This window comes from Pseudomonadota bacterium, assembly GCA_041395565.1.
Classification (GTDB): domain Bacteria; phylum Pseudomonadota; class Gammaproteobacteria; order UBA9214; family UBA9214; genus UBA9214.
This window is the reverse complement of record JAWLAI010000002.1, coordinates 492616-510132: the sequence shown is the minus strand read 5'-3', so window position 1 is coordinate 510132 and position 17517 is coordinate 492616. Positions and strand designations below refer to the sequence as shown.

General features: G+C 65.1%; 15 protein-coding genes. 9 read left to right on the top strand and 6 right to left on the bottom strand.

All coding sequences use genetic code 11. From position 1 onward, the window contains the following. Window positions 1–120: 120 nt before the first annotated feature. Both mamK and R3F42_02530 read right to left on the bottom strand, forming a co-directional pair. Entirely contained in the window at window positions 121–1137 is a 1017-nt protein-coding gene (gene mamK, locus R3F42_02535; protein ID MEZ5540900.1) for a MamK family actin-like protein, read from the bottom strand. Next, window positions 1115–2278 carry an N-acetylmuramoyl-L-alanine amidase gene (locus R3F42_02530; GenBank protein MEZ5540899.1) on the bottom strand — a complete coding sequence of 388 codons (1164 nt, stop codon included), beginning with the start codon at window positions 2276–2278 and terminating at the stop codon, window positions 1115–1117. The genes mamK and R3F42_02530 overlap by 23 nt, the downstream gene beginning before the upstream one ends. A 252-nt stretch (window positions 2279–2530) precedes the next feature. Between R3F42_02530 and R3F42_02525 the strand changes: the two genes are divergently transcribed. Both R3F42_02525 and R3F42_02520 read left to right on the top strand, forming a co-directional pair. Further along, window positions 2531–3385, top strand: a complete 855-nt coding sequence (locus tag R3F42_02525; GenBank protein MEZ5540898.1) for a hypothetical protein — start codon at window positions 2531–2533, stop codon at window positions 3383–3385. 65 nt (window positions 3386–3450) lie between these two features. Further along, complete coding sequence (locus R3F42_02520; GenBank protein MEZ5540897.1) at window positions 3451–4131, top strand: DUF480 domain-containing protein; 681 nt, start codon at window positions 3451–3453, stop codon at window positions 4129–4131. A gap of 87 nt (window positions 4132–4218) precedes the next feature. On the opposite strand, the gene R3F42_02515 is transcribed toward R3F42_02520, so the two are convergent. The 3 genes from R3F42_02515 to R3F42_02505 all read right to left on the bottom strand — a co-directional run bounded on the left by R3F42_02515 (window position 4219) and on the right by R3F42_02505 (window position 6285). Continuing rightward, a complete protein-coding gene (locus R3F42_02515) occupies window positions 4219–4920 on the bottom strand; it encodes a CAP domain-containing protein (GenBank protein ID MEZ5540896.1) in 702 nt (233 codons plus the stop codon). Window positions 4921–5269: 349 nt separating this feature from the next. After that, window positions 5270–5764 (bottom strand): TIGR00645 family protein, encoded by a 495-nt coding sequence (locus R3F42_02510; GenBank protein ID MEZ5540895.1) that lies wholly within the window; start codon window positions 5762–5764, stop codon window positions 5270–5272. Between the two features lie 155 nt (window positions 5765–5919). After that, window positions 5920–6285, bottom strand: a complete 366-nt coding sequence (locus tag R3F42_02505) for an MTH938/NDUFAF3 family protein (GenBank protein MEZ5540894.1) — start codon at window positions 6283–6285, stop codon at window positions 5920–5922. A 164-nt stretch (window positions 6286–6449) separates the two neighbouring features. Between R3F42_02505 and alaC the strand changes: the two genes are divergently transcribed. From alaC to lysS, 7 genes are all read left to right on the top strand, one after another. Further along, the gene (alaC, locus tag R3F42_02500; protein ID MEZ5540893.1) at window positions 6450–7658 is read left to right on the top strand and encodes an alanine transaminase; all 1209 of its coding nucleotides are present in this window, start codon (window positions 6450–6452) and stop codon (window positions 7656–7658) included. Window positions 7659–7661: 3 nt separating this feature from the next. Then, window positions 7662–8981, top strand: coding sequence for a homoserine dehydrogenase (locus tag R3F42_02495; protein MEZ5540892.1), 1320 nt, complete (start codon window positions 7662–7664; stop codon window positions 8979–8981). A 271-nt stretch (window positions 8982–9252) separates the two neighbouring features. Continuing rightward, the gene (gene thrC / locus R3F42_02490; protein ID MEZ5540891.1) at window positions 9253–10383 is read left to right on the top strand and encodes a threonine synthase; all 1131 of its coding nucleotides are present in this window, start codon (window positions 9253–9255) and stop codon (window positions 10381–10383) included. A 7-nt stretch (window positions 10384–10390) separates the two neighbouring features. Beyond that, window positions 10391–11431 (top strand): hypothetical protein, encoded by a 1041-nt coding sequence (locus R3F42_02485; protein ID MEZ5540890.1) that lies wholly within the window; start codon window positions 10391–10393, stop codon window positions 11429–11431. After that, window positions 11428–13185: a single-stranded-DNA-specific exonuclease RecJ gene (gene recJ / locus R3F42_02480; protein ID MEZ5540889.1), complete on the top strand. Its 1758-nt coding sequence runs from the start codon at window positions 11428–11430 to the stop codon at window positions 13183–13185. The genes R3F42_02485 and recJ overlap by 4 nt, the downstream gene beginning before the upstream one ends. A 26-nt stretch (window positions 13186–13211) precedes the next feature. Beyond that, a protein-coding gene (gene prfB / locus R3F42_02475) for a peptide chain release factor 2 (protein MEZ5540888.1) occupies window positions 13212–14310 on the top strand; the annotation gives its coding sequence in 2 pieces (ribosomal slippage) (window positions 13212–13286 and window positions 13288–14310; 1098 coding nt in all). Window positions 14311–14323: 13 nt separating this feature from the next. After that, a complete protein-coding gene (lysS, locus tag R3F42_02470; protein ID MEZ5540887.1) occupies window positions 14324–15808 on the top strand; it encodes a lysine--tRNA ligase in 1485 nt (494 codons plus the stop codon). 54 nt (window positions 15809–15862) lie between these two features. On the opposite strand, the gene R3F42_02465 is transcribed toward lysS, so the two are convergent. Then, the gene (locus R3F42_02465; protein ID MEZ5540886.1) at window positions 15863–17437 is read right to left on the bottom strand and encodes a LysM peptidoglycan-binding domain-containing protein; all 1575 of its coding nucleotides are present in this window, start codon (window positions 17435–17437) and stop codon (window positions 15863–15865) included. Window positions 17438–17517 lie beyond the last annotated feature (80 nt).

The window sequence follows — 17517 nt, the reverse complement described above, 5'->3', positions numbered from 1 at the left end:
AAAGGCAAGCGCCGCAGGTCCCGCTGATGGCACGGTGCGCGCGCAGGGCTGCCAGCGGGGCCATGGTTGAATGCGACGATAGCGTGCCATGCCGGCCGGGCATGGCACGCTATCCGCCGCTTACAGCTTCTCGAGGAATTCCTCGGGCATGTCCATGGCCAGCTGCAGGGCACCGTCCGCACCGGCATACAGCGGGTCGGTGATGCAGGTGAATTTGCACGAGCCGAACTGCTTGGTGGCCTCGGTGAGGAAGGTGTCGATGCCTTCCAACTGGCTGCCGCCGGCGATGATGATGTTGTTGCGCACGCTTTCCTGGAAATCGGGGTCGAAGCTGGCGATGAGGTCGGTGACGGTCTCGACGATGGCGGGCATCGGGCTCTCGCAGGCCTTGCGCATCTCGTTGGTGACATCGAACTCCGTGAACCTGCCGTCGACCGGGGCCTCGATCTTGACCCGGCGCTTCGGTTCGCCGGCGAAGCCGTGCTTTTCCTTGAACTTGCGCACGGTGTTGATGGAGAAGTCTGCCTCGGGGTGTTTTTCGCTGAGCTGCTTGAGCAGTTGCTCGTCAACGTAATCGCCGGCCATCAGGATGCTGCGCTGGTCCTCTTCCGTCGGGACCGTACCGTGCATGATGCAGAAATCGACCGTGCCCGCGCCGATGTCGATGATCATGGTGTTGTCCAGCGCGCCCAGGCCATAGGCTACCGAGAAGGGTTCGGATACGACCATCAGCTTCTTCGCATGCTGGGCGACGGCTTTCTTGATGGCGTTCTTGTTGACCTTGAGCGCCTCGGCCGGCACGCCGACGGCGACGCACAGTTCGTCGTCCGGGCCGGCACCGGCCAGTTCGATCAGGTGATCGATCAATTCGTGCACGGCGGCTTCGTCGCGCTCGGTGCCCTCGGTGATGATGCCATTGCGCAGCGGCCGGGTGAGGTTGAGCGCGAGCCGGTGTTCCAGGGCCTCGCTGCCAAACAGCACGCGCTTGCCGAGCATCTTCTTGGCGACGAAATCCTTCGGCCAGCCGACATAGCTTTCCACCCATTTGCGGTTGCCGTTGCTGGCCGAGACCACGGACCTGGAGGTGCCCAGATCGATACCGACGTACAGCATGTTATCTTTCTTGCTTGGCGACATGTTGCGTTCTTCCTCTGTCAATCGTTCTTCGGTTTGCTCGCTGCTCGAGGTATTCATCGATTCCCTTCTCCAGGTAGCTCGCGACGTCGTCGCGGTATTCCGGCCTGCTCAGGCGGTTTTCTTCCGCCCGGTTGCTGAGGCAGGAGACCTCCACGAGTACGCTCGGCACGTCAACACCCAACAGTACCATAAACGGCCCGGTCTTGGCCCTGGCGTTGAGCAGGTCCGGGTTCTGGCGTTTGAGATTGTTGAACAGGTGCGTGTGTATCGCGCCGGCCAGCCATTTCGATTCCTCGGTCTTGAAGGTGTCGCCGATCCTGGCGATGACCTTGCGGAAGTCGCCCATGAGATAATCGGAATCCCGGTTTTCCTTCTCTGCCAGTAGCAGCGATTGCTGGTCGGTGTGCGCTCCAAAATAGTAGGTCTCGACATAGTTGAGGTGTTCGGCGCCGGCGGGCAGGGAATTGATGTGGATCGATATGAACAGGTCTGCCCGCTGTTCGCTGGCAAAGGCCACCCGCTCCTTCAGGAAGACCTTGTGGTCGTCCTCGCGCGTGAGCAGGACGCGGTACTTGCCGGAACGGGCGAGCTTGTCCCGCAGTCGCTGGGCGATGTCCAGCACCACGTCTTTTTCCTTCAGGCCGCGCGGGCCGGTGGCGCCCGGATCGATACCGCCGTGACCCGGATCGATGACGATGGTCTGGATGCTGAGATTGAACAGGTCGGCCATGGGCATGCCGAGCCGGGCCAGCATGCTGTCGTAACGGCCGCTGGTGGCCACGGCGTCCTGAACCACCTGCAGCGGTTCCGGTGTCGTCGCCTGGCCGTCGTCGGCCAGGCTGGCATCCGCGGTACCGGCCAGGAGTGCCAGCGGCAGGGTGCGGGGATCGGGCTCCATGACCTGCATGGCCACCGGTCCGCTGCCATCGACCGTGACCAGCCGGAAATTGATGCCGAACAGGGCGATCGCACCGATGAGCAGGGCCACCAGCGCCCGGGTGCGGTAACTGGTCCTGCCGTCTGCCGCCGGCTGCGCCGTCATGCGGGCGCGACCCTTGCCATGGCTGGAGCGGGGTATGCCGGCATTGTCCTCGTAGACGCTGCGCAATACCGCCTGTTTGATCTCCGAATGACGACTCATAGTTCTGAATGGCTGGCGTCGGGGCACGGCGCGGAAACCGTTGGCTCGAGGGTTACGGCAGATAACCGGATCATTTTGCAGCAGTATCCGTGTCCACCTCAAGCACAAGTCTATTACATCTTCGTGGCCAGTGTTACGGCAGCCGGCGCTGGCATATTCAATGCCGTGTCTTTATACTGCCAAATGAATGACGCCCTCGAAATTATTCCAGATTTACAATATAAAACATAATAATAAGCGGAAAACCTCGTAATGAGTCTCATGCAAATCTGGCGTATGCTCAAGGCGCGGCTCGGCGAGCCGCGCGGCGGGCGGGCTGCCGAGCGGCAACAGCGGGACGCGCTCGACGAGGAGATTCTGGTCCTTACCTCGGAGAACCAGGCCCTGGCGCGCCGGATCGAGGTCATGCAGGCCGGTTTCGACCGGCATCTGGCGGAGCTGGCGAGCGAGCTCGAGACGCTGGCGCAGGCTGGCCGGCAGGTCGAGACCGCCCGGATGGCCGGGGTGGCGCGGCTGGAAACGCTGGAACGGCAACTCACGGCCAGCATGGAAGGTCGCACGGCGGAGCAGGCACAGATCGCCGCGCTCGAGGCCGAACTGGCCGAGTCGACGCAACGGCTCGAGGCCCGGGGCAACCAGCTCAAGTTCCTGCAGGATTCCGCACGCGAGCAGTTACAGGCACTGCGTACCGCGCTGGCTGCGGCCGTCAGCCGGCTGGAGACGCGCGATGACGAGATCCGCCAGTTGCAGGATACGGCGCAAGCGCGGGTCGCGTCGCTCGAGACAGCGCTGGCCGGCACGACCGCCCGGCTCGACGAGACGCAGCGTGCGCTGGCGCAGCTGCGGGCGCTGCAGGCGGAACAGGCGCAACAGCACGAGGCCTATCGCAGTGCCGCCAGTGCCGAACTCGAAGCGACCGGGAGCCTGGTCCGGGCGCTGGAGGAAAAACTCGAGGTCCAGCGCGGGCAGCAGCAGGCGGTGATCGAGCGGATGCTCGGGCAGCAGCGCGAGCAGACCGGACGGCTGCAGCAGGCCCGGATACTCGCCGCAGTCGCGCTGCTGGTGGCGTGCGTGACCGCTGTCGTGTATTTCTGGGCCGGCCGCTAGCACCCGTGCGCGCTCCCGCCGTGAGGGTGGTATAGTGGCGGCGCCCGCGCACCCGGAGACCGCCGGTGGACATACACCTGACCCCCAATGAAGCACGCGTCATCGGCTGCCTGCTCGAGAAGCAACGCACCACCCCTGAACAGTACCCGCTCTCCCTCAACGCGCTGACCAGTGCCTGTAACCAGAAAAGCAATCGCGATCCCGTGCTGGATCTCGACGAGGCCAGCGTGCAGGACACGGTGGATGCGCTGATGAAACGACACCTGGTGAGTGAGAAGAGCGGCTTCGGCAGCCGTGTGACGAAGTACCAGCACCGCCTCTGCAACACCGAATTCGGCACGCTGCGGTTCTCGGACCAGGAGGTCGGGATCGTCTGCGTATTGCTGCTGCGCGGCCCGCAGACACCGGGCGAACTGCGCACCCGCACCGAACGCCTGTGCAGGTTTCAGGACATCAATGCGGTCGAGGCGGTGCTCGAGCAGCTCATGCTGCGGGATGACGGGCCGTTCGTGACAAAGCTGCCGCGCGAACCGGGCAGGCGCGAGTCCCGCTATGCCCACCTGTTCGGCGACGTTCCGGAACTGCCTCCCGAGGCAACATCGGAAAGTGACGCAGCTGCAGGCGCAGGCCGCGTCGGCTCAGACCGTCTGGACCGGCTCGAGCAGCAGCTGGGTGAGTTGCGCGCGGAAGTGGCAAGCCTCAGGGCGCGGCTGGAGAGGCTTGCCGGCGTAGGGGATGTTGACTGACGGGGACGGAGCAGCGGGTGCGGTATCTTTGGCCGTTTGCGCGGCGCCTGCTGCGAGCCTGATGCACTGCAGCGCGGCATCGAAGTGCTAGTGTGGTGTCGCGAACACCTGGGTCCAGTAGATGGGATAATCGGAGCCGCTCACGGTGTAGCTCGCCGCGCCGAACTCGGTGAATGCGGTCTGCATGACGTTCGCGCAGTGACCGGGGCTGTTCAGCCAGGCACTCATCACGGCCGCGAGATCCGGCTGGCCGGCGGCGATGTTCTCGCCTACGGCGGACCAGTCGTAGCCGGCATTGGTGAGCCGGTCCGCCGCCAGCAGGCCATCCGAACCGGTATGGCTGAAGAAATTGACATCGCCCATGTCGCGACTGTGTGCCAGCGCGACGTCCTCCAGGGTGCAGTGCCAGCTGAGCGCGGGGCTTGCCGGATAGTCCACCGTACCACAGCTGCGGGCGCTGGCGCGGGTGTCGTTTACCACCGTTAGCATCGCCTTGTCCGCGTCCGTCATGCACTGGTCGATGACGGCTTGGGGTGTACTGCCCAGGTTGTAGCTGTTGCTGGATGGCGCCGGACTGGCTGGCGGCAGGGGTGGCGTGCCGGAGCCGCTGCCATTGTTGAGTGTCTGGCTGCCCGAGACTGCCTCCGGCCCGGAGGCGCCGCCGCAGGCGGTCAGCAGCAGGCTGCAGAGGCAGGCCCGGAGCACGGCCGCTGCCGGCGGTACCGGGCGTCGTTGCGCCGCAGCGGCTGCGACGGGAAGGCGGTTCTGGCTGTTGCTGTCTGTATCCATCCCGAATTCAATGCGTTCCGGGTCCAGTGAAACAGAAATCCCTGTGCGCGGGTGTGATGCATGTCCGCGTTCGCGCCGGGCGGTCACGCGCGCATCCCGGACGACGCGCTGCAGGTGGCGCTGGCAGGCAACAAGACATACGGTCGTCGTTCCCCCCGAATCCGGCGCCGCTATCGGGTCAGTATACCTGTTCCGATGGCGCTCCGACCCGGACGCCTCGGTCGGCCGGGACAAGCTTGTTATCGTACCCGGGCGCGCAAACCTGAATGCCGGGTTCGGAATGATGCGCCGCCGCGACCGGCGCGCGGCTGCAGTGCCGCCGGGGCGCGATGAGAAGTGCGCGTCCGATTCAGTGCGCCTGCTGGTTCATGCGGTCCACCAGCGCCATACCCAGCGCCGAGAGCACGAAGGTCAGGTGGATGATCACAAACCACATCAGCTTGTCATTGCTGATGTTCTGCGCATTCATGAAGGCCTTGAGCAGGTGGATGGAGGAGATCGCCACGATCGATGCGGCGACCTTCTGCTTCAGCGAGCCCGAGTCCAGCTTGCCCAGCCAGGACAGTTTTTCGGTATTTTCCGCCACGTCGATGCGCGAGACGAAGTTCTCGTACCCGCTCAGCATCACCATCACCAGCAAGCCGCCGACCAGTGCCATGTCGACCAGCGACAGCGTGACCAGTACCAGGTCCGCCTCCTTCAGCCCCAGCACCAGCGGCAGGGTATGCACCGCCTCCTGGAAGAATTTGATGCCCACCAGCAGGAGGGCGATGCTCAGTCCCAGGTAGATCGGCGCGAGTATCCAGCGGCTGGCATACATGAGGCGTTCGAAGGTGTGTTCCATAGTCGATCATCCGCTGGCAGGCAAAGGGCGCTATTGTAGACGAATCGGTGCTGCTGTGCGGGCCGGGGCCGCTGGATGTCCGCCGCTTGTGACTTTCCATCCCGCACGGGCAGATCAGTCGATCCGGATCCCGGCCTGGCTTGCTGTCGCTGGCATTAACCCTGCAGCAACGCCAGCAGCACCGGGCGGTCTTCCGAGAGCAGCACATTGAAGGTGCGTACGGCAGCGGCGTTCGCCATCACCTCGACGCCGATCCCGTGCTGCTGGATGCCGGCCAGCAGCCGCGGGGCGGGGAAGACGAGGCGTGCGCCGGTGCCCAGGATGACGATACCGGGCTGGTGTGCGAGCAGCGGTGCGAGGTGGGACTCGTCCAGATCGGCGATCGTGCCCGGGGTCCAGGTCTCGACCTGCAGTGCGGTGACCAGCACGCTGCTGGCGTACACCCGGTCGCTGATGACGACCCCCTGATCGCTGTAGGACTGGATGCTGTTGCCGCCGCCGGTGTCCAGGGAGAAGCGCATGGGCCAACCATAGCACAGCGCCGCGCCGGGCGCGGCGGCGCCGAAATCCTGCGCTGCCCCTGTACATCCCCTTGTTTCCCCCCGCGCTTTTGAGTACCGTAGGCACTCTCAAAGAGAGCGCAGTAATTACTTCATAAACAAGGAAATAACCGGTTACCAGCGTGATTGAGGATTTTGCCCGCATCAAGCGGCTGCCCCCGTACGTTTTCAATATAGTCAATGAGTTGAAGGCGCAGGCACGGGCGCGCGGCGAGGATATCATCGACTTCGGCATGGGCAATCCGGATCAGCCCACGCCGCAGCATATCGTCGACAAGCTGATCGAGACCGCGCAGCGCGGCGATACGCATCGCTATTCGCTCTCGCGCGGGATACCGCGCCTGCGCAAGGCGATCTGCGACTGGTACCGGCGGCGCTACGACGTCGTGCTCGATCCGGAACGCAACGCCATCGTCACCATCGGTTCCAAGGAGGGTCTGGCGCATCTGGCGCTGGCCGTGGTGGGGCCGGGCGATGCCGTGCTGGTGCCGAATCCGGCCTATCCCATTCACCCCTACGGCTTCGCCATCGCCGGGGCGGATATCCGCCACGTACCGCTCGGGCCGCATCTGGACCATTTCTTCGAGGAGCTGGAGAAGGCCATCAAGGACTCGTGGCCCAAACCGAAGATGCTGGTGCTGAATTTTCCCGGCAACCCGACCGCGCAGTGCGTCGAACTCGACTTCTACGAGAAGGTGGTCGCGATCGCGCGCGAGCACGAGATCTGGGTGATCCAGGACCTGGCCTATGCCGACCTGGTGTTCGACGGTTACAAGGCGCCATCCATCCTGCAGGTGCCGGGTGCCAAGGATATCGCGGTGGAATTCTTCTCGCTGTCCAAGAGCTACAACATGCCGGGCTGGCGCGTCGGTTTCATGTGCGGCAACGAAACGCTGGTTGCCGCGCTGGCGCGCATCAAGTCCTACCTTGACTACGGTATGTTCACGCCCATCCAGGTTGCAGCCATCGCCGCACTGGAAGGTCCGCAGGACTGTGTGCGCGAGATCTGCGAGATGTATCAGGAGCGGCGTGACGTGCTCTGTGACGGCCTCAATGCCGCCGGCTGGGCAGTGGAGAAACCGATGGCGACCATGTTCGTGTGGGCACGCATTCCCGAACAGTACCGCGCGCTGGGCTCGCTGGAGTTTTCCAAGAAACTCCTGAGCGAGGCCAAGGTGGCGGTCTCGCCCGGCATCGGCTTCGGTGAATACGGCGACGAGTTCGTGCGCTTCGGTCTGATCGAGAATCTGCACCGTACACGCCAGGCGATACGTTGCATCAAGGACATGTTCCGCCGCGACCAGGGACAGGCCGCGCAAGCCTCTGGAGGATAATCTGTGAAACCGGTGAATGTCGGCCTGCTGGGTCTGGGCACAGTGGGCGGGGGCACGTTCAATGTGCTCAATCGCAATGCTGCGGAAATCACCCGGCGTGCCGGTCGCGGCATCCGCATCACGCACGCGGCCGCACGCGAATACGATCCGGCCCGACTGCCGGGAATCGACGGCATCCAGGTGACCGGCGACGCCTTCGCCGTGGTGGACAATCCCGAAATCCAGATCGTGGTGGAATTGATCGGCGGTTACGAGCCGGCGCGGGAGCTGGTGCTCAAGGCCATTGCCAACGGCAAGCACGTGGTCACCGCCAACAAGGCGCTGATCGCCAAACACGGCAACGAGATCTTCAGCGCCGCGCAGGACCGGGGCGTGATGGTGGCCTTCGAGGCGGCGGTAGCCGGCGGCATCCCGATCATCAAGGCGATCCGCGAGGGCCTGGCGGCGAACCAGATCAACTGGCTGGCCGGCATCATCAACGGCACCGGCAACTTCATCTTGACCGAGATGCGCGACAAGGGCCGCGATTTCGGCGATGTGCTGAAGGAGGCGCAGGCACTCGGTTACGCCGAGGCCGATCCCACTTTTGACGTCGAAGGTATCGATGCCGCGCACAAGCTCACCATTCTGGCTTCGATCGCGTTCGGCATCCCGTTGCAGTTCGAGAAGGTCTATACCGAGGGCATCAGCCGCATCACGCGCGAGGACGTCGGCTATGCCGAGGAATTCGGCTACCGCATCAAGCATCTCGGCTTCACGCGCCGTACCGGGCGCGGCATCGAGATGCGCGTGCATCCGACGCTCATCCCGGAACGGCGCCTGATCGCCAACGTGGACGGTGTGATGAACGCGGTGCTGGTCAATGCCGACGCCGTCGGTCCGACCCTGTATTACGGGGCGGGCGCCGGATCCGAGCCGACCGCATCCGCGGTGGTCGCGGATATCATCGACGTCACCCGCACCCTCACGGTGGATTCGAAGAACCGCGTGCCGCACCTGGCCTTCCAGCCGGGTGCGATCGCGGACATGCCGGTGCTGGCCATGGAGGACGTGGAGACGGCCTATTACCTGCGCATGCAGGTGACCGACAAGCCGGGCGTCATGGCCGATGTCGCGCGCATCCTCGGGGATGCCGGCATCAGCATCGAGGCGATCCTGCAAAAGGAGCCGGCCCCGGAAGCGGACAGAGCCTCGATCATCCTGCTTACGCACGTCGTGCAGGAACGCCAGATGAACGCGGCGATCACCAGGATCGAGGCGCTGGACAGCATCCACGGCAGCGTCACGCGCATCCGCCTTGAGCATTTGAGCGTGAAGAATTAGCAAGCTGAGAACCACCTCGCGCAAAGACGCCAAGGCGCAAAGGTATTAAAAACCAGCCACAGAGGGCACAGAGATCGCAGCGGAAAACAGGCCGGACAGCATTGCTGTCACTGCTGTGAATCCGGCACTACCGGTAGTGTCCGTATCTGACTTTCAGATTCCGCCACACCAGAAGCAAATTTTCTCTGTGCGCTCTGTGCCCCCTGTGGCAATGAATATTTTCTTCGCATCATGGCGTCTTTGCGCGCGATATTTCTGAAAGGTAAACAACATGCCAGAATCGAAACGCTACACCGGGCTGATCGAACGCTACCGCGACCGGCTGCCGGTCACCGCCGACACGCGCGTCATCAGCCTCGGCGAGGGCAACACGCCGCTGATACGGCTGGAAAACATCCCCGCCACGTTGGGCCGCGATGTCGAGATCTACGTGAAATACGAAGGGCTCAATCCCACCGGCTCGTTCAAGGACCGCGGCATGACCATGGCCGTGACGCAGGCGGTGGCGGAGGGCAGCCGCGCCATCATCTGCGCGTCGACCGGCAATACCTCCGCGGCGGCTGCGGCCTACGCGGCACGCGCCGGCATCACTGCATTCGTCCTCATCCCCGAGGGCAAGATCGCGCTCGGCAAGCTGGCCCAGGCCATGATTCATGGTGCAGTGGTGATCCAGATCCGCGGCAACTTCGATGCCGGGATGGCGCTGGTCAAACAGGTTGCCGAGGAGGCGCCGGTGACGATCGTGAATTCCATCAATCCCTACCGCCTGCAGGGGCAGAAGACCGCTGCATTCGAGATCGTGGATGCGCTCGGCCGGGCACCGGATTACCACTGTCTGCCGGTCGGCAACGCCGGCAATATCACCGCGCACTGGATCGGCTACAGCGAGTATGCCGGCATTGAGACCCGGGCCTGTGCCTTCTGCGACGGCAGCTGCAGATTCACGCGGCCGGCAATGACCGCCAAGCGTCCGGTCATGGTCGGCTACCAGGCCGCCGGCGCCGCACCGTTCCTGCGCGGGCACATGGTCGACAATCCCGAAACCGTGGCCACCGCCATCCGCATCGGTCACCCGCAGTCCTGGGATCGTGCCTGGACGACGCAACGCGAATCCGGCGGCTGGTTCGACGAGTGCACCGACGAACTGATCCTCGAGACACAGAAGCTGCTTACCGAGAGCGAGGGCATTTTCTGTGAACCGGCTTCCGCCGCTTCCGTGGCCGGCGCCCTGCGCGATATCCGCAGCGGCCGCATTCCCGCAGGCAGTAGCGTGGTGTGCACCCTGACCGGCCATGGCCTCAAGGATCCGGATACCGCCATCAAACAGTGCCAGGGTGGCATGCTGACCGTGGACGCCGAACTCGGTGCAGTCAAGGCCGCGATCATGAACAACATGGCCTGATCCGGTTTTGGCTGCCGCGCTCGACCAGCTCGTCGTGCTGTTGCCGGGCCTGGCCGGTCCGGACTGCGACCGGCGCATCACTGGCCACATCAGGCAACGGCCGGCCGCGCTGGATCGCCTGCTGACGCGGGGCGAGCCCGGCGCCGTCACCTACCGCGGATGGGACGCGGCGCTGGGACACCAGTTCGGCGTGCCCGCCACTGCGACCTTGCCGGCCGCGGCGCTGAGCTACCTGGCCGACAGCGGCCGGCCGCCGGCGCGCTACGTGCTGCGGGCCGACCCCGTGCACCTGCGCGCAGACCAGAGCCGGCTGCACCTGTTCGAAGGGCACAGTTTCTTCATCACGCAGGACGAGGCGGACGCGCTGGTGGCCGGCATCAACGCACTGCAGACCGGGCAGGACTGGAGTCTGCGCGCGCCGCATCCGCAGCGCTGGTATCTGGAGCTCGCGACGGCGCCGCGCATGCATACCACTGCCCCGGCACAGGCCGCCGGGCGCAACATAGACGATTTCCTCCCGCGCGGCGAGGATGCGGCGCGCTGGCAGGCCGTACTCACTGAATTGCAGATGCTGTTGCACGATCACCCGGTCAACCGCGCGCGCGAGCTGCGTGGCGAACCCGTCATCAACAGCCTGTGGTTGTGGGGTGGCGGCGTGCTGCCGCTCACGCTCGCGGCACAAGTGGATGCGGTATACGCGGACGATGCACTGGCCTTGGGGCTGGCGCGCCATGCCGGTATTCCCCGTGGCCGCGTGCCGTCCGCGGTGGAGACGCTGCTGCCGGTTGCGCCGGCCGGCCAGCGCGCGCTCCTGGTGCTGGATTCGCTGGCATGGCCTGCACACTACAACGATATCGAGGGCTGGCTGACCCAGCTCGACCAGCTGGAGACATGCTGGTTCGCACCACTGCTGGCGGCGCTGGGCGCAGGCCGCATCGGCACGCTGGTGATCGAGCCGTGTAACGGCGTACGCATCCAGGCCACCCGGGCACGCCTGCGCGGTTTCTGGCGACGGACGCGCCCGTTCGAGGAGAGACTGAAGGCATGAGCCGGCGCATCATCCGGAGGAATATCGCGGCGCTGCCGGACGGTTTGCCGGACGACCTGCCCGCGATCCTGCGGCGGGTCTACAGCGCGCGCGCCGTCGCCTCGGGCGCCGAACTCGATTACAGCCTGGAACGGCTGATCCCGCCGCAGCGCCTCGGCGGTGCAGGGGCCGCCGCGGCGCTGCTCGCACAGGTCATGGCGGCCCGGCAGCGCATCCTGGTCGTCGGCGATTTCGATGCCGACGGCGCCACCAGCTGTGCGCTGGTCCTGCGTGCGCTGCGGGCCATGGGCGCCGCTGACGTGCGCTATCTGGTGCCGAACCGGTTCGAGTACGGCTACGGGCTGACGCCGGAGATCGTCGCGGACGCGTGCCGCCTGCAGCCGGCGCTGATCATGACCGTGGACAACGGCATCTCCAGCGTGGCCGGGGTGGCGGCGGCGCGGCAGGCCGGCATCCGCGTACTTATCACCGATCATCACCTGCCCGGCGCCGACTTGCCTGCAGCCGATGTCATCGTCAATCCGAACCAGCCGGGCGAGGCGTTTCCGAGCAAGGCGCTGGCCGGTGTCGGTGTGGCGTTCTATGTCATGCTCGCATTACGCGCCCACCTGCGCGAGCGTGGCTGGTTCACGCCGCAGCGGCCGCAGCCCAACCTGGCGCAATGGCTGGACCTGGTCGCGCTCGGCACGGTGGCCGACGTGGTGCCGCTGGACCGCAACAACCGCGTCCTGGTGCAGCAGGGCCTGGCGCGGATCCGCGCCGGCCTCTGCGTGCCGGGTATGCGCGCCCTGCTGGAGGCGGGTGGCCGCAATTCCGCCCGTGCGGTGGCGGCCGATCTCGGTTTTGCGGTGGGACCGCGGCTGAATGCGGCCGGGCGCCTGGACGACATGTCGCTGGGGATCGAGTGCCTGCTGGCCGATGACATGCCGCGTGCGCGCGAAATGGCCGCCCGGCTTGACGCCCTTAACTGCGACCGCAAGGAAATCGAGTCGGACATGCAGGCACAGGCACTGGCTGCGCTTGCGGATCTCGAATTGCGGGACAGGCAGCTGCCGACCGGGTTGTGCCTGTTCGACCCGGACTGGCACCAGGGCGTGATCGGCATCCTCGCCGCGCGTATCAAGGAGCGAGTGCACCGGCCGGTGATCGCCTTCGCGCGCAGTGCGGCAGGCGAGATCAAGGGGTCGGCACGCTCGATCCCCGGCCTGCACATCCGCGATGCGCTCGATGCCGTGGCGGCGCGCCACCCGGCGCTGATCCGGCGTTTCGGCGGTCATGCGATGGCGGCCGGGCTGACGCTGGCGGAGCGGGACTTCACGGCGTTCGCCGCGGCCTTCGATGCCGAGGTCTCGCGCCATCTCGGCGCGGATGATCTGGATTGCGTGCTCTATTCGGACGGGACGCTCACGGAGGAGGAGTTCTCGCTGACCACGGCGCAGACCCTGCGCGATGCCGGTCCCTGGGGGCAGGGGTTTCCGGAGCCGCTGTTCGACGGCGAATTCACGATTCTCGAGCAGCGCGTGGTCGGTGAGCGGCACCTGAAACTGGTGCTGCGCGCCGGTGCCGGTCGCCTCGAGGCGATCGCGTTCAATACCGACCCGGTGCCCGCGAGCTGCCGGCAGGCGCGGCTGGCCTACCGGCTGGATGTCAATGAATTCCGTGGCCGACTCGGTCCGCAACTGCGTGTCGAATACCTGGAGCCGCTGCCCGGCGGTGGCCGCGAGGTGTTATCCGGTGTATCATCACGCGCCTGATTTTCACGCTCATTTAGTGTCGCACCATGGCTGATCTGACCACCATCCGCAATCACATCAAGGACCTTGACGGGCGTACGGCCAGCCTTAGGGGGTATCTTTGACCTCGATGCCAAGTCGGAGCGGCTGACCGAGGTCGTCCGCGAACTCGAGGTCCCCGATGTCTGGAACAAGCCGGAGCGCGCGCAGGAACTGGGGCGCGAGCGCGCGCGGCTCGAGGAGGTGGTGCTGACGCTCAACCGGCTCAGCCAGGGCGTGAGCGATGCGCGTGAGCTGCTGGAGGTGGCGGCGGAGGAGAACGACCAGGAGACGCTCGATATCATCGAGCAGGACCTGGATGCCCTGGAGACGGAGATCGGCGACCTGGAGTTCCGCCGCATGTTCTCGGGCGAGATGGACGAGGCCAGCGCCTTCCTTGACATCCAGGCCGGTTCCGGCGGTACCGAGGCCCAGGACTGGGCCGAGATGCTGCTGCGGATGTACCTGCGCTGGGGCGAGCGGCACGGCTTCGACGCCGAGCTGATCGAGGTGTCTCCCGGCGAGGTCGCCGGCATCAAGAGCGCGACCGTGAAATTCGACGGCCCCTACGCCTTCGGCTGGCTGCGAACCGAGATCGGCGTGCACCGGCTGGTGCGCAAGTCACCGTTCGATTCCGGCAACCGCCGCCACACCTCGTTCGCCGCGGTGTTCGTTGCGCCCGAGATCGACGACGACATCGAGATCGACATCAATCCGGCCGACCTGCGCATCGATGTCTACCGCGCCAGCGGCGCCGGCGGCCAGCACGTCAACCGTACGGAGTCGGCGGTGCGTATCACGCATGCACCCAGCGGCATCGTGGTGCAGTGCCAGAGCGACCGCTCGCAGCACAAGAACAAGGCCACGGCGATGAAGCAGCTCAAGTCCAAGCTCTACGAAATGGAGATTCAGAAACGCACCGCCGACCAGCAGACCCTGGAGGACAGCAAGTCCGATATCGGCTGGGGCAGCCAGATCCGCTCCTATGTCCTGGACCAGTCGCGCATCAAGGACCTGCGCACCGGCGTGGAAGTGGGCAATACCCAGGCAGTGCTGGACGGCGATCTCGACCCTTTTATCGAAGCCAGCCTGAAAAGCGGTTTATAGGTGGTATGCGACCATGACCGATCAGGACGAGAACAAGCTCATCGCGCAGCGGCGCGCCAAGCTGCAGGCGTTGCGCGAGGAAGGGGCCGCCTTTCCGAACGATTTCCGCCGCAATGCCATGGCCGGAGAGCTGCACGCGGAATACGGCAGCAAGGACGACGCGGCGCTCGAGGCCAGCCCGGTGCGCGTCAAGGTGGCGGGCCGGCTCATGGCCAAGCGTGTCATGGGCAAGGCCGCGTTCGCCCAGCTGCAGGACATGACCGGGCGCATCCAGCTGTTCCTGCAGCGCGACGAGTTGCCAGACGGCGTATACCAGGCCTTCAAGGGCTGGGATATCGGTGACATCCTCGCGGCCGAGGGCGTGATGTTCAGGACCAAGACGGGTGAGCTGTCGGTACGGGTGGAGGTACTGCGCCTGCTGACCAAGTCGCTGCGACCGCTGCCGGAAAAATTCCACGGGCTGGCCGACCAGGAGACGCGCTACCGGCAGCGTTATCTCGACCTGATCATGAACGAGGCCTCGCGTGAAACCTTCCGCATGCGCAGCCGCATTATCCAGTACATCCGCGACTACCTGAACCGACAGGGATACCTGGAGGTCGAGACGCCGATGATGCAGGTGATACCGGGCGGCGCCACGGCACGGCCGTTCACGACCTTTCACAACGCCCTGGACATGGATCTGTTCCTGCGCATTGCCCCGGAGCTGTACCTGAAACGCCTGGTGGTGGGCGGTTACGAGAAGGTGTACGAGATCAACCGCAATTTCCGCAACGAGGGGCTGTCAACGCGCCACAATCCCGAATTCACCATGCTCGAGTTCTACCAGGCCTATGCGGACTACCACGACCTCATGGACCTGACCGAAACACTGTTGCGCGGGATGGCGCAGCAATTGCTTGGCAGCACGTCACTCGAATACCAGGGTGTCCGCTACGATTTCGGCAAACCGTTCCGGCGCATGACGGTGCGCGATTCCATCCTGCATTTCAACCCGCAGCTCACCGCGGCGGATATCGATGAGCTGGCGCGGGCGCGGGCCGCGGCGACTGCGCTCGAGATACCGCTCAAGGACAGCTACGGGCTGGGCAAGATCCAGATCGAGATCTTCGAGAAGACCGTGGAGGGTAAGCTCGACGACCCGACCTTCATCACCGCCTATCCCACCGAGGTTTCGCCGCTGGCGCGGCGCAACGACCATGATCCGTTCGTGACCGATCGCTTCGAGTTCTTTGTCGGCGGGCGCGAGCTTGCCAACGGTTTCTCGGAGCTGAACGATGCGGAGGATCAGGCGGAACGTTTTCGCCGGCAGGTGGCGGAGAAGGATGCCGGGGACCTCGAGGCCATGCACTTCGACGCGGATTACATCCGTGCGCTGGAACACGGCATGCCGCCGACGGCGGGCGAGGGGATCGGTATCGACCGCCTGGTCATGCTGTTCACCGATTCACCATCGATCCGGGATGTGCTGCTGTTTCCGCACATGCGGCCGGAATAGGGCGCCTCAGGCACTGCGGAAAGTTAATGCCGGTGGCGCAGGCTTGGCGCGCGTTCAGCTGTTCTGCGCGACGTCGGTGATGTCGATATAGAGCTTGAGGCGCTGACCTGGCTGCAGGTACTTGCCCTCGGGCAGGTCATTCCAGCGGCGCAGGTCGCTGACGGCCACGTTGTACTTTCTGGAGATGCCGTACAGCGAGTCGCCGTTGCGCACGGTGTAGCGGATGGTGCGGATCTGCTTGCCGGAGGGCACGGCGGCGGCGCCGCCGTATAGAACCAGCTGCTGCCCCGGTCTGATGGCGCCGCCGCTGTCGAGCCGGTTCCAGCGGATGATCTGGTTTACCTGCACGCCGTGACGCCGCGCGATCGACCACAGACTCTCACCGGTGCTGACGACGTGATTGACCGCGCCGCTGCTGCGCTGCGCCCGTACCTGCCTGGCAGCCAGGGAGGCGCGGTAGTCCTCGGGATCGTGCGCCGCCACCGGAACCAGCAGATGCTGCCCGATCCTGATGTTGCTGCCTTGCAGCCGGTTGGTGGTGCGCAGCACCGCGATCGTGGTGTCATAGCGCTGCGCGATCTGTGACAACGTGTCGCCGCGCTTGACGTCGTGCCGCACCCACTTCAGGCGCTGCTCTGCGGGCAGTTCCTGCAGGCCCTGCAGGAAGGCTTCGGTCTTCTCGCTGGGGATCGCCAGGCGGTGCGGTCCGTCGGGATGCGTAGCCCAGCGGTTGAAGCCGGGGTTGAACTGATAGAGTTCCTCGGTGTCGATGCCGGCCAGTTCGGCGGCGATGCCGATATCCAACTGGCCGCGCGTGTCGACCACCTCGAAGGCAGGTTCCGGATCGACCGGCGCCAGTGCGACGGCATAACGTTCGGGGTGACCGACAATGGCGCTGATCGCCAGCAGGCGCGGGACGTAACTCGCAGTTTCGCTGGGCAGCTTCAGGTGCCAGAAATCGGTGGGCTTGCCGGCCCTTTCATTGCGGCGGATGGCGGCACGAACGGTGCCGCTGCCGGAATTGTAGGCCGCCAGCGCCAGTAGCCAGTCGCCTTCGAATTCCGCATGCAACTGGTCCAGGTAATCCAGCGCGGCATCCGTGGAGGCGATCACGTCGCGGCGACCGTCATACCACCAGTCCTGTTCCAGGCCGTAGAGCTTGGCGGTGCCGGGGATGAACTGCCAGAGACCGGCGGCGCGTCCGTGCGAATAGGCAAAGGGGTCGTACGCGCTCTCCACGAATGGCAGCAGTGCGATCTCGTGCGGATGGCCGCGCTTTTCGACCTCGCGCAGGATATAGGCCATGTACGGCGTGCCGCGTTCGAAGATCTTTTCCACCTGGCGCGGGTTCCTGCTGTAGGTGCCGATCTGGCGCTGCACGGCCTGCTGCTGTGCGCCGGGGAGATCGAAACCGCTGCGCATCTGCTCCCAGAAGTCGTCGTCGGTATAGCGCGCCTGTGCGATGGCATTGCCGGCAGCCGGTCCCTGGTCCGCTTGCTGCAGGGTCGGGATGCGCTCCGCAGCTCGAGGTGGTGGCTCCCGGTACGCAGCGGAATCGTGCTGCGCGGTGGCACAGCCGACCAGCAGCAGGATCATCGTGACGGTCAGTGTCAGGCGCGTTGGTTTCATGACTGTTTGTATCGTCTGGGCTAAAAACGGGCTTGAACGCAAACTGTGACGCAGTTCACGCTCGGGCCGTCAGTGCTGCC

Bases quoted from the DNA above. Each gene is read 5' to 3' on its own strand.
- mamK (MEZ5540900.1), bottom strand. From the start codon at position 1,137: ATGTCGCCAAGCAAGAAAGATAACATGCTGTACGTCGGTATCGATCTG.
- R3F42_02530 (MEZ5540899.1), bottom strand. From the start codon at position 2,278: ATGAGTCGTCATTCGGAGATCAAACAGGCGGTATTGCGCAGCGTCTAC.
- R3F42_02525 (MEZ5540898.1), top strand. From the start codon at position 2,531: ATGAGTCTCATGCAAATCTGGCGTATGCTCAAGGCGCGGCTCGGCGAG.
- R3F42_02515 (MEZ5540896.1), bottom strand. From the start codon at position 4,920: ATGGATACAGACAGCAACAGCCAGAACCGCCTTCCCGTCGCAGCCGCT.
- R3F42_02510 (MEZ5540895.1), bottom strand. From the start codon at position 5,764: ATGGAACACACCTTCGAACGCCTCATGTATGCCAGCCGCTGGATACTC.
- R3F42_02505 (MEZ5540894.1), bottom strand. From the start codon at position 6,285: ATGCGCTTCTCCCTGGACACCGGCGGCGGCAACAGCATCCAGTCCTAC.
- thrC (MEZ5540891.1), top strand. From the start codon at position 9,253: ATGCCAGAATCGAAACGCTACACCGGGCTGATCGAACGCTACCGCGAC.
- recJ (MEZ5540889.1), top strand. From the start codon at position 11,428: ATGAGCCGGCGCATCATCCGGAGGAATATCGCGGCGCTGCCGGACGGT.
- lysS (MEZ5540887.1), top strand. From the start codon at position 14,324: ATGACCGATCAGGACGAGAACAAGCTCATCGCGCAGCGGCGCGCCAAG.
- R3F42_02465 (MEZ5540886.1), bottom strand. From the start codon at position 17,437: ATGAAACCAACGCGCCTGACACTGACCGTCACGATGATCCTGCTGCTG.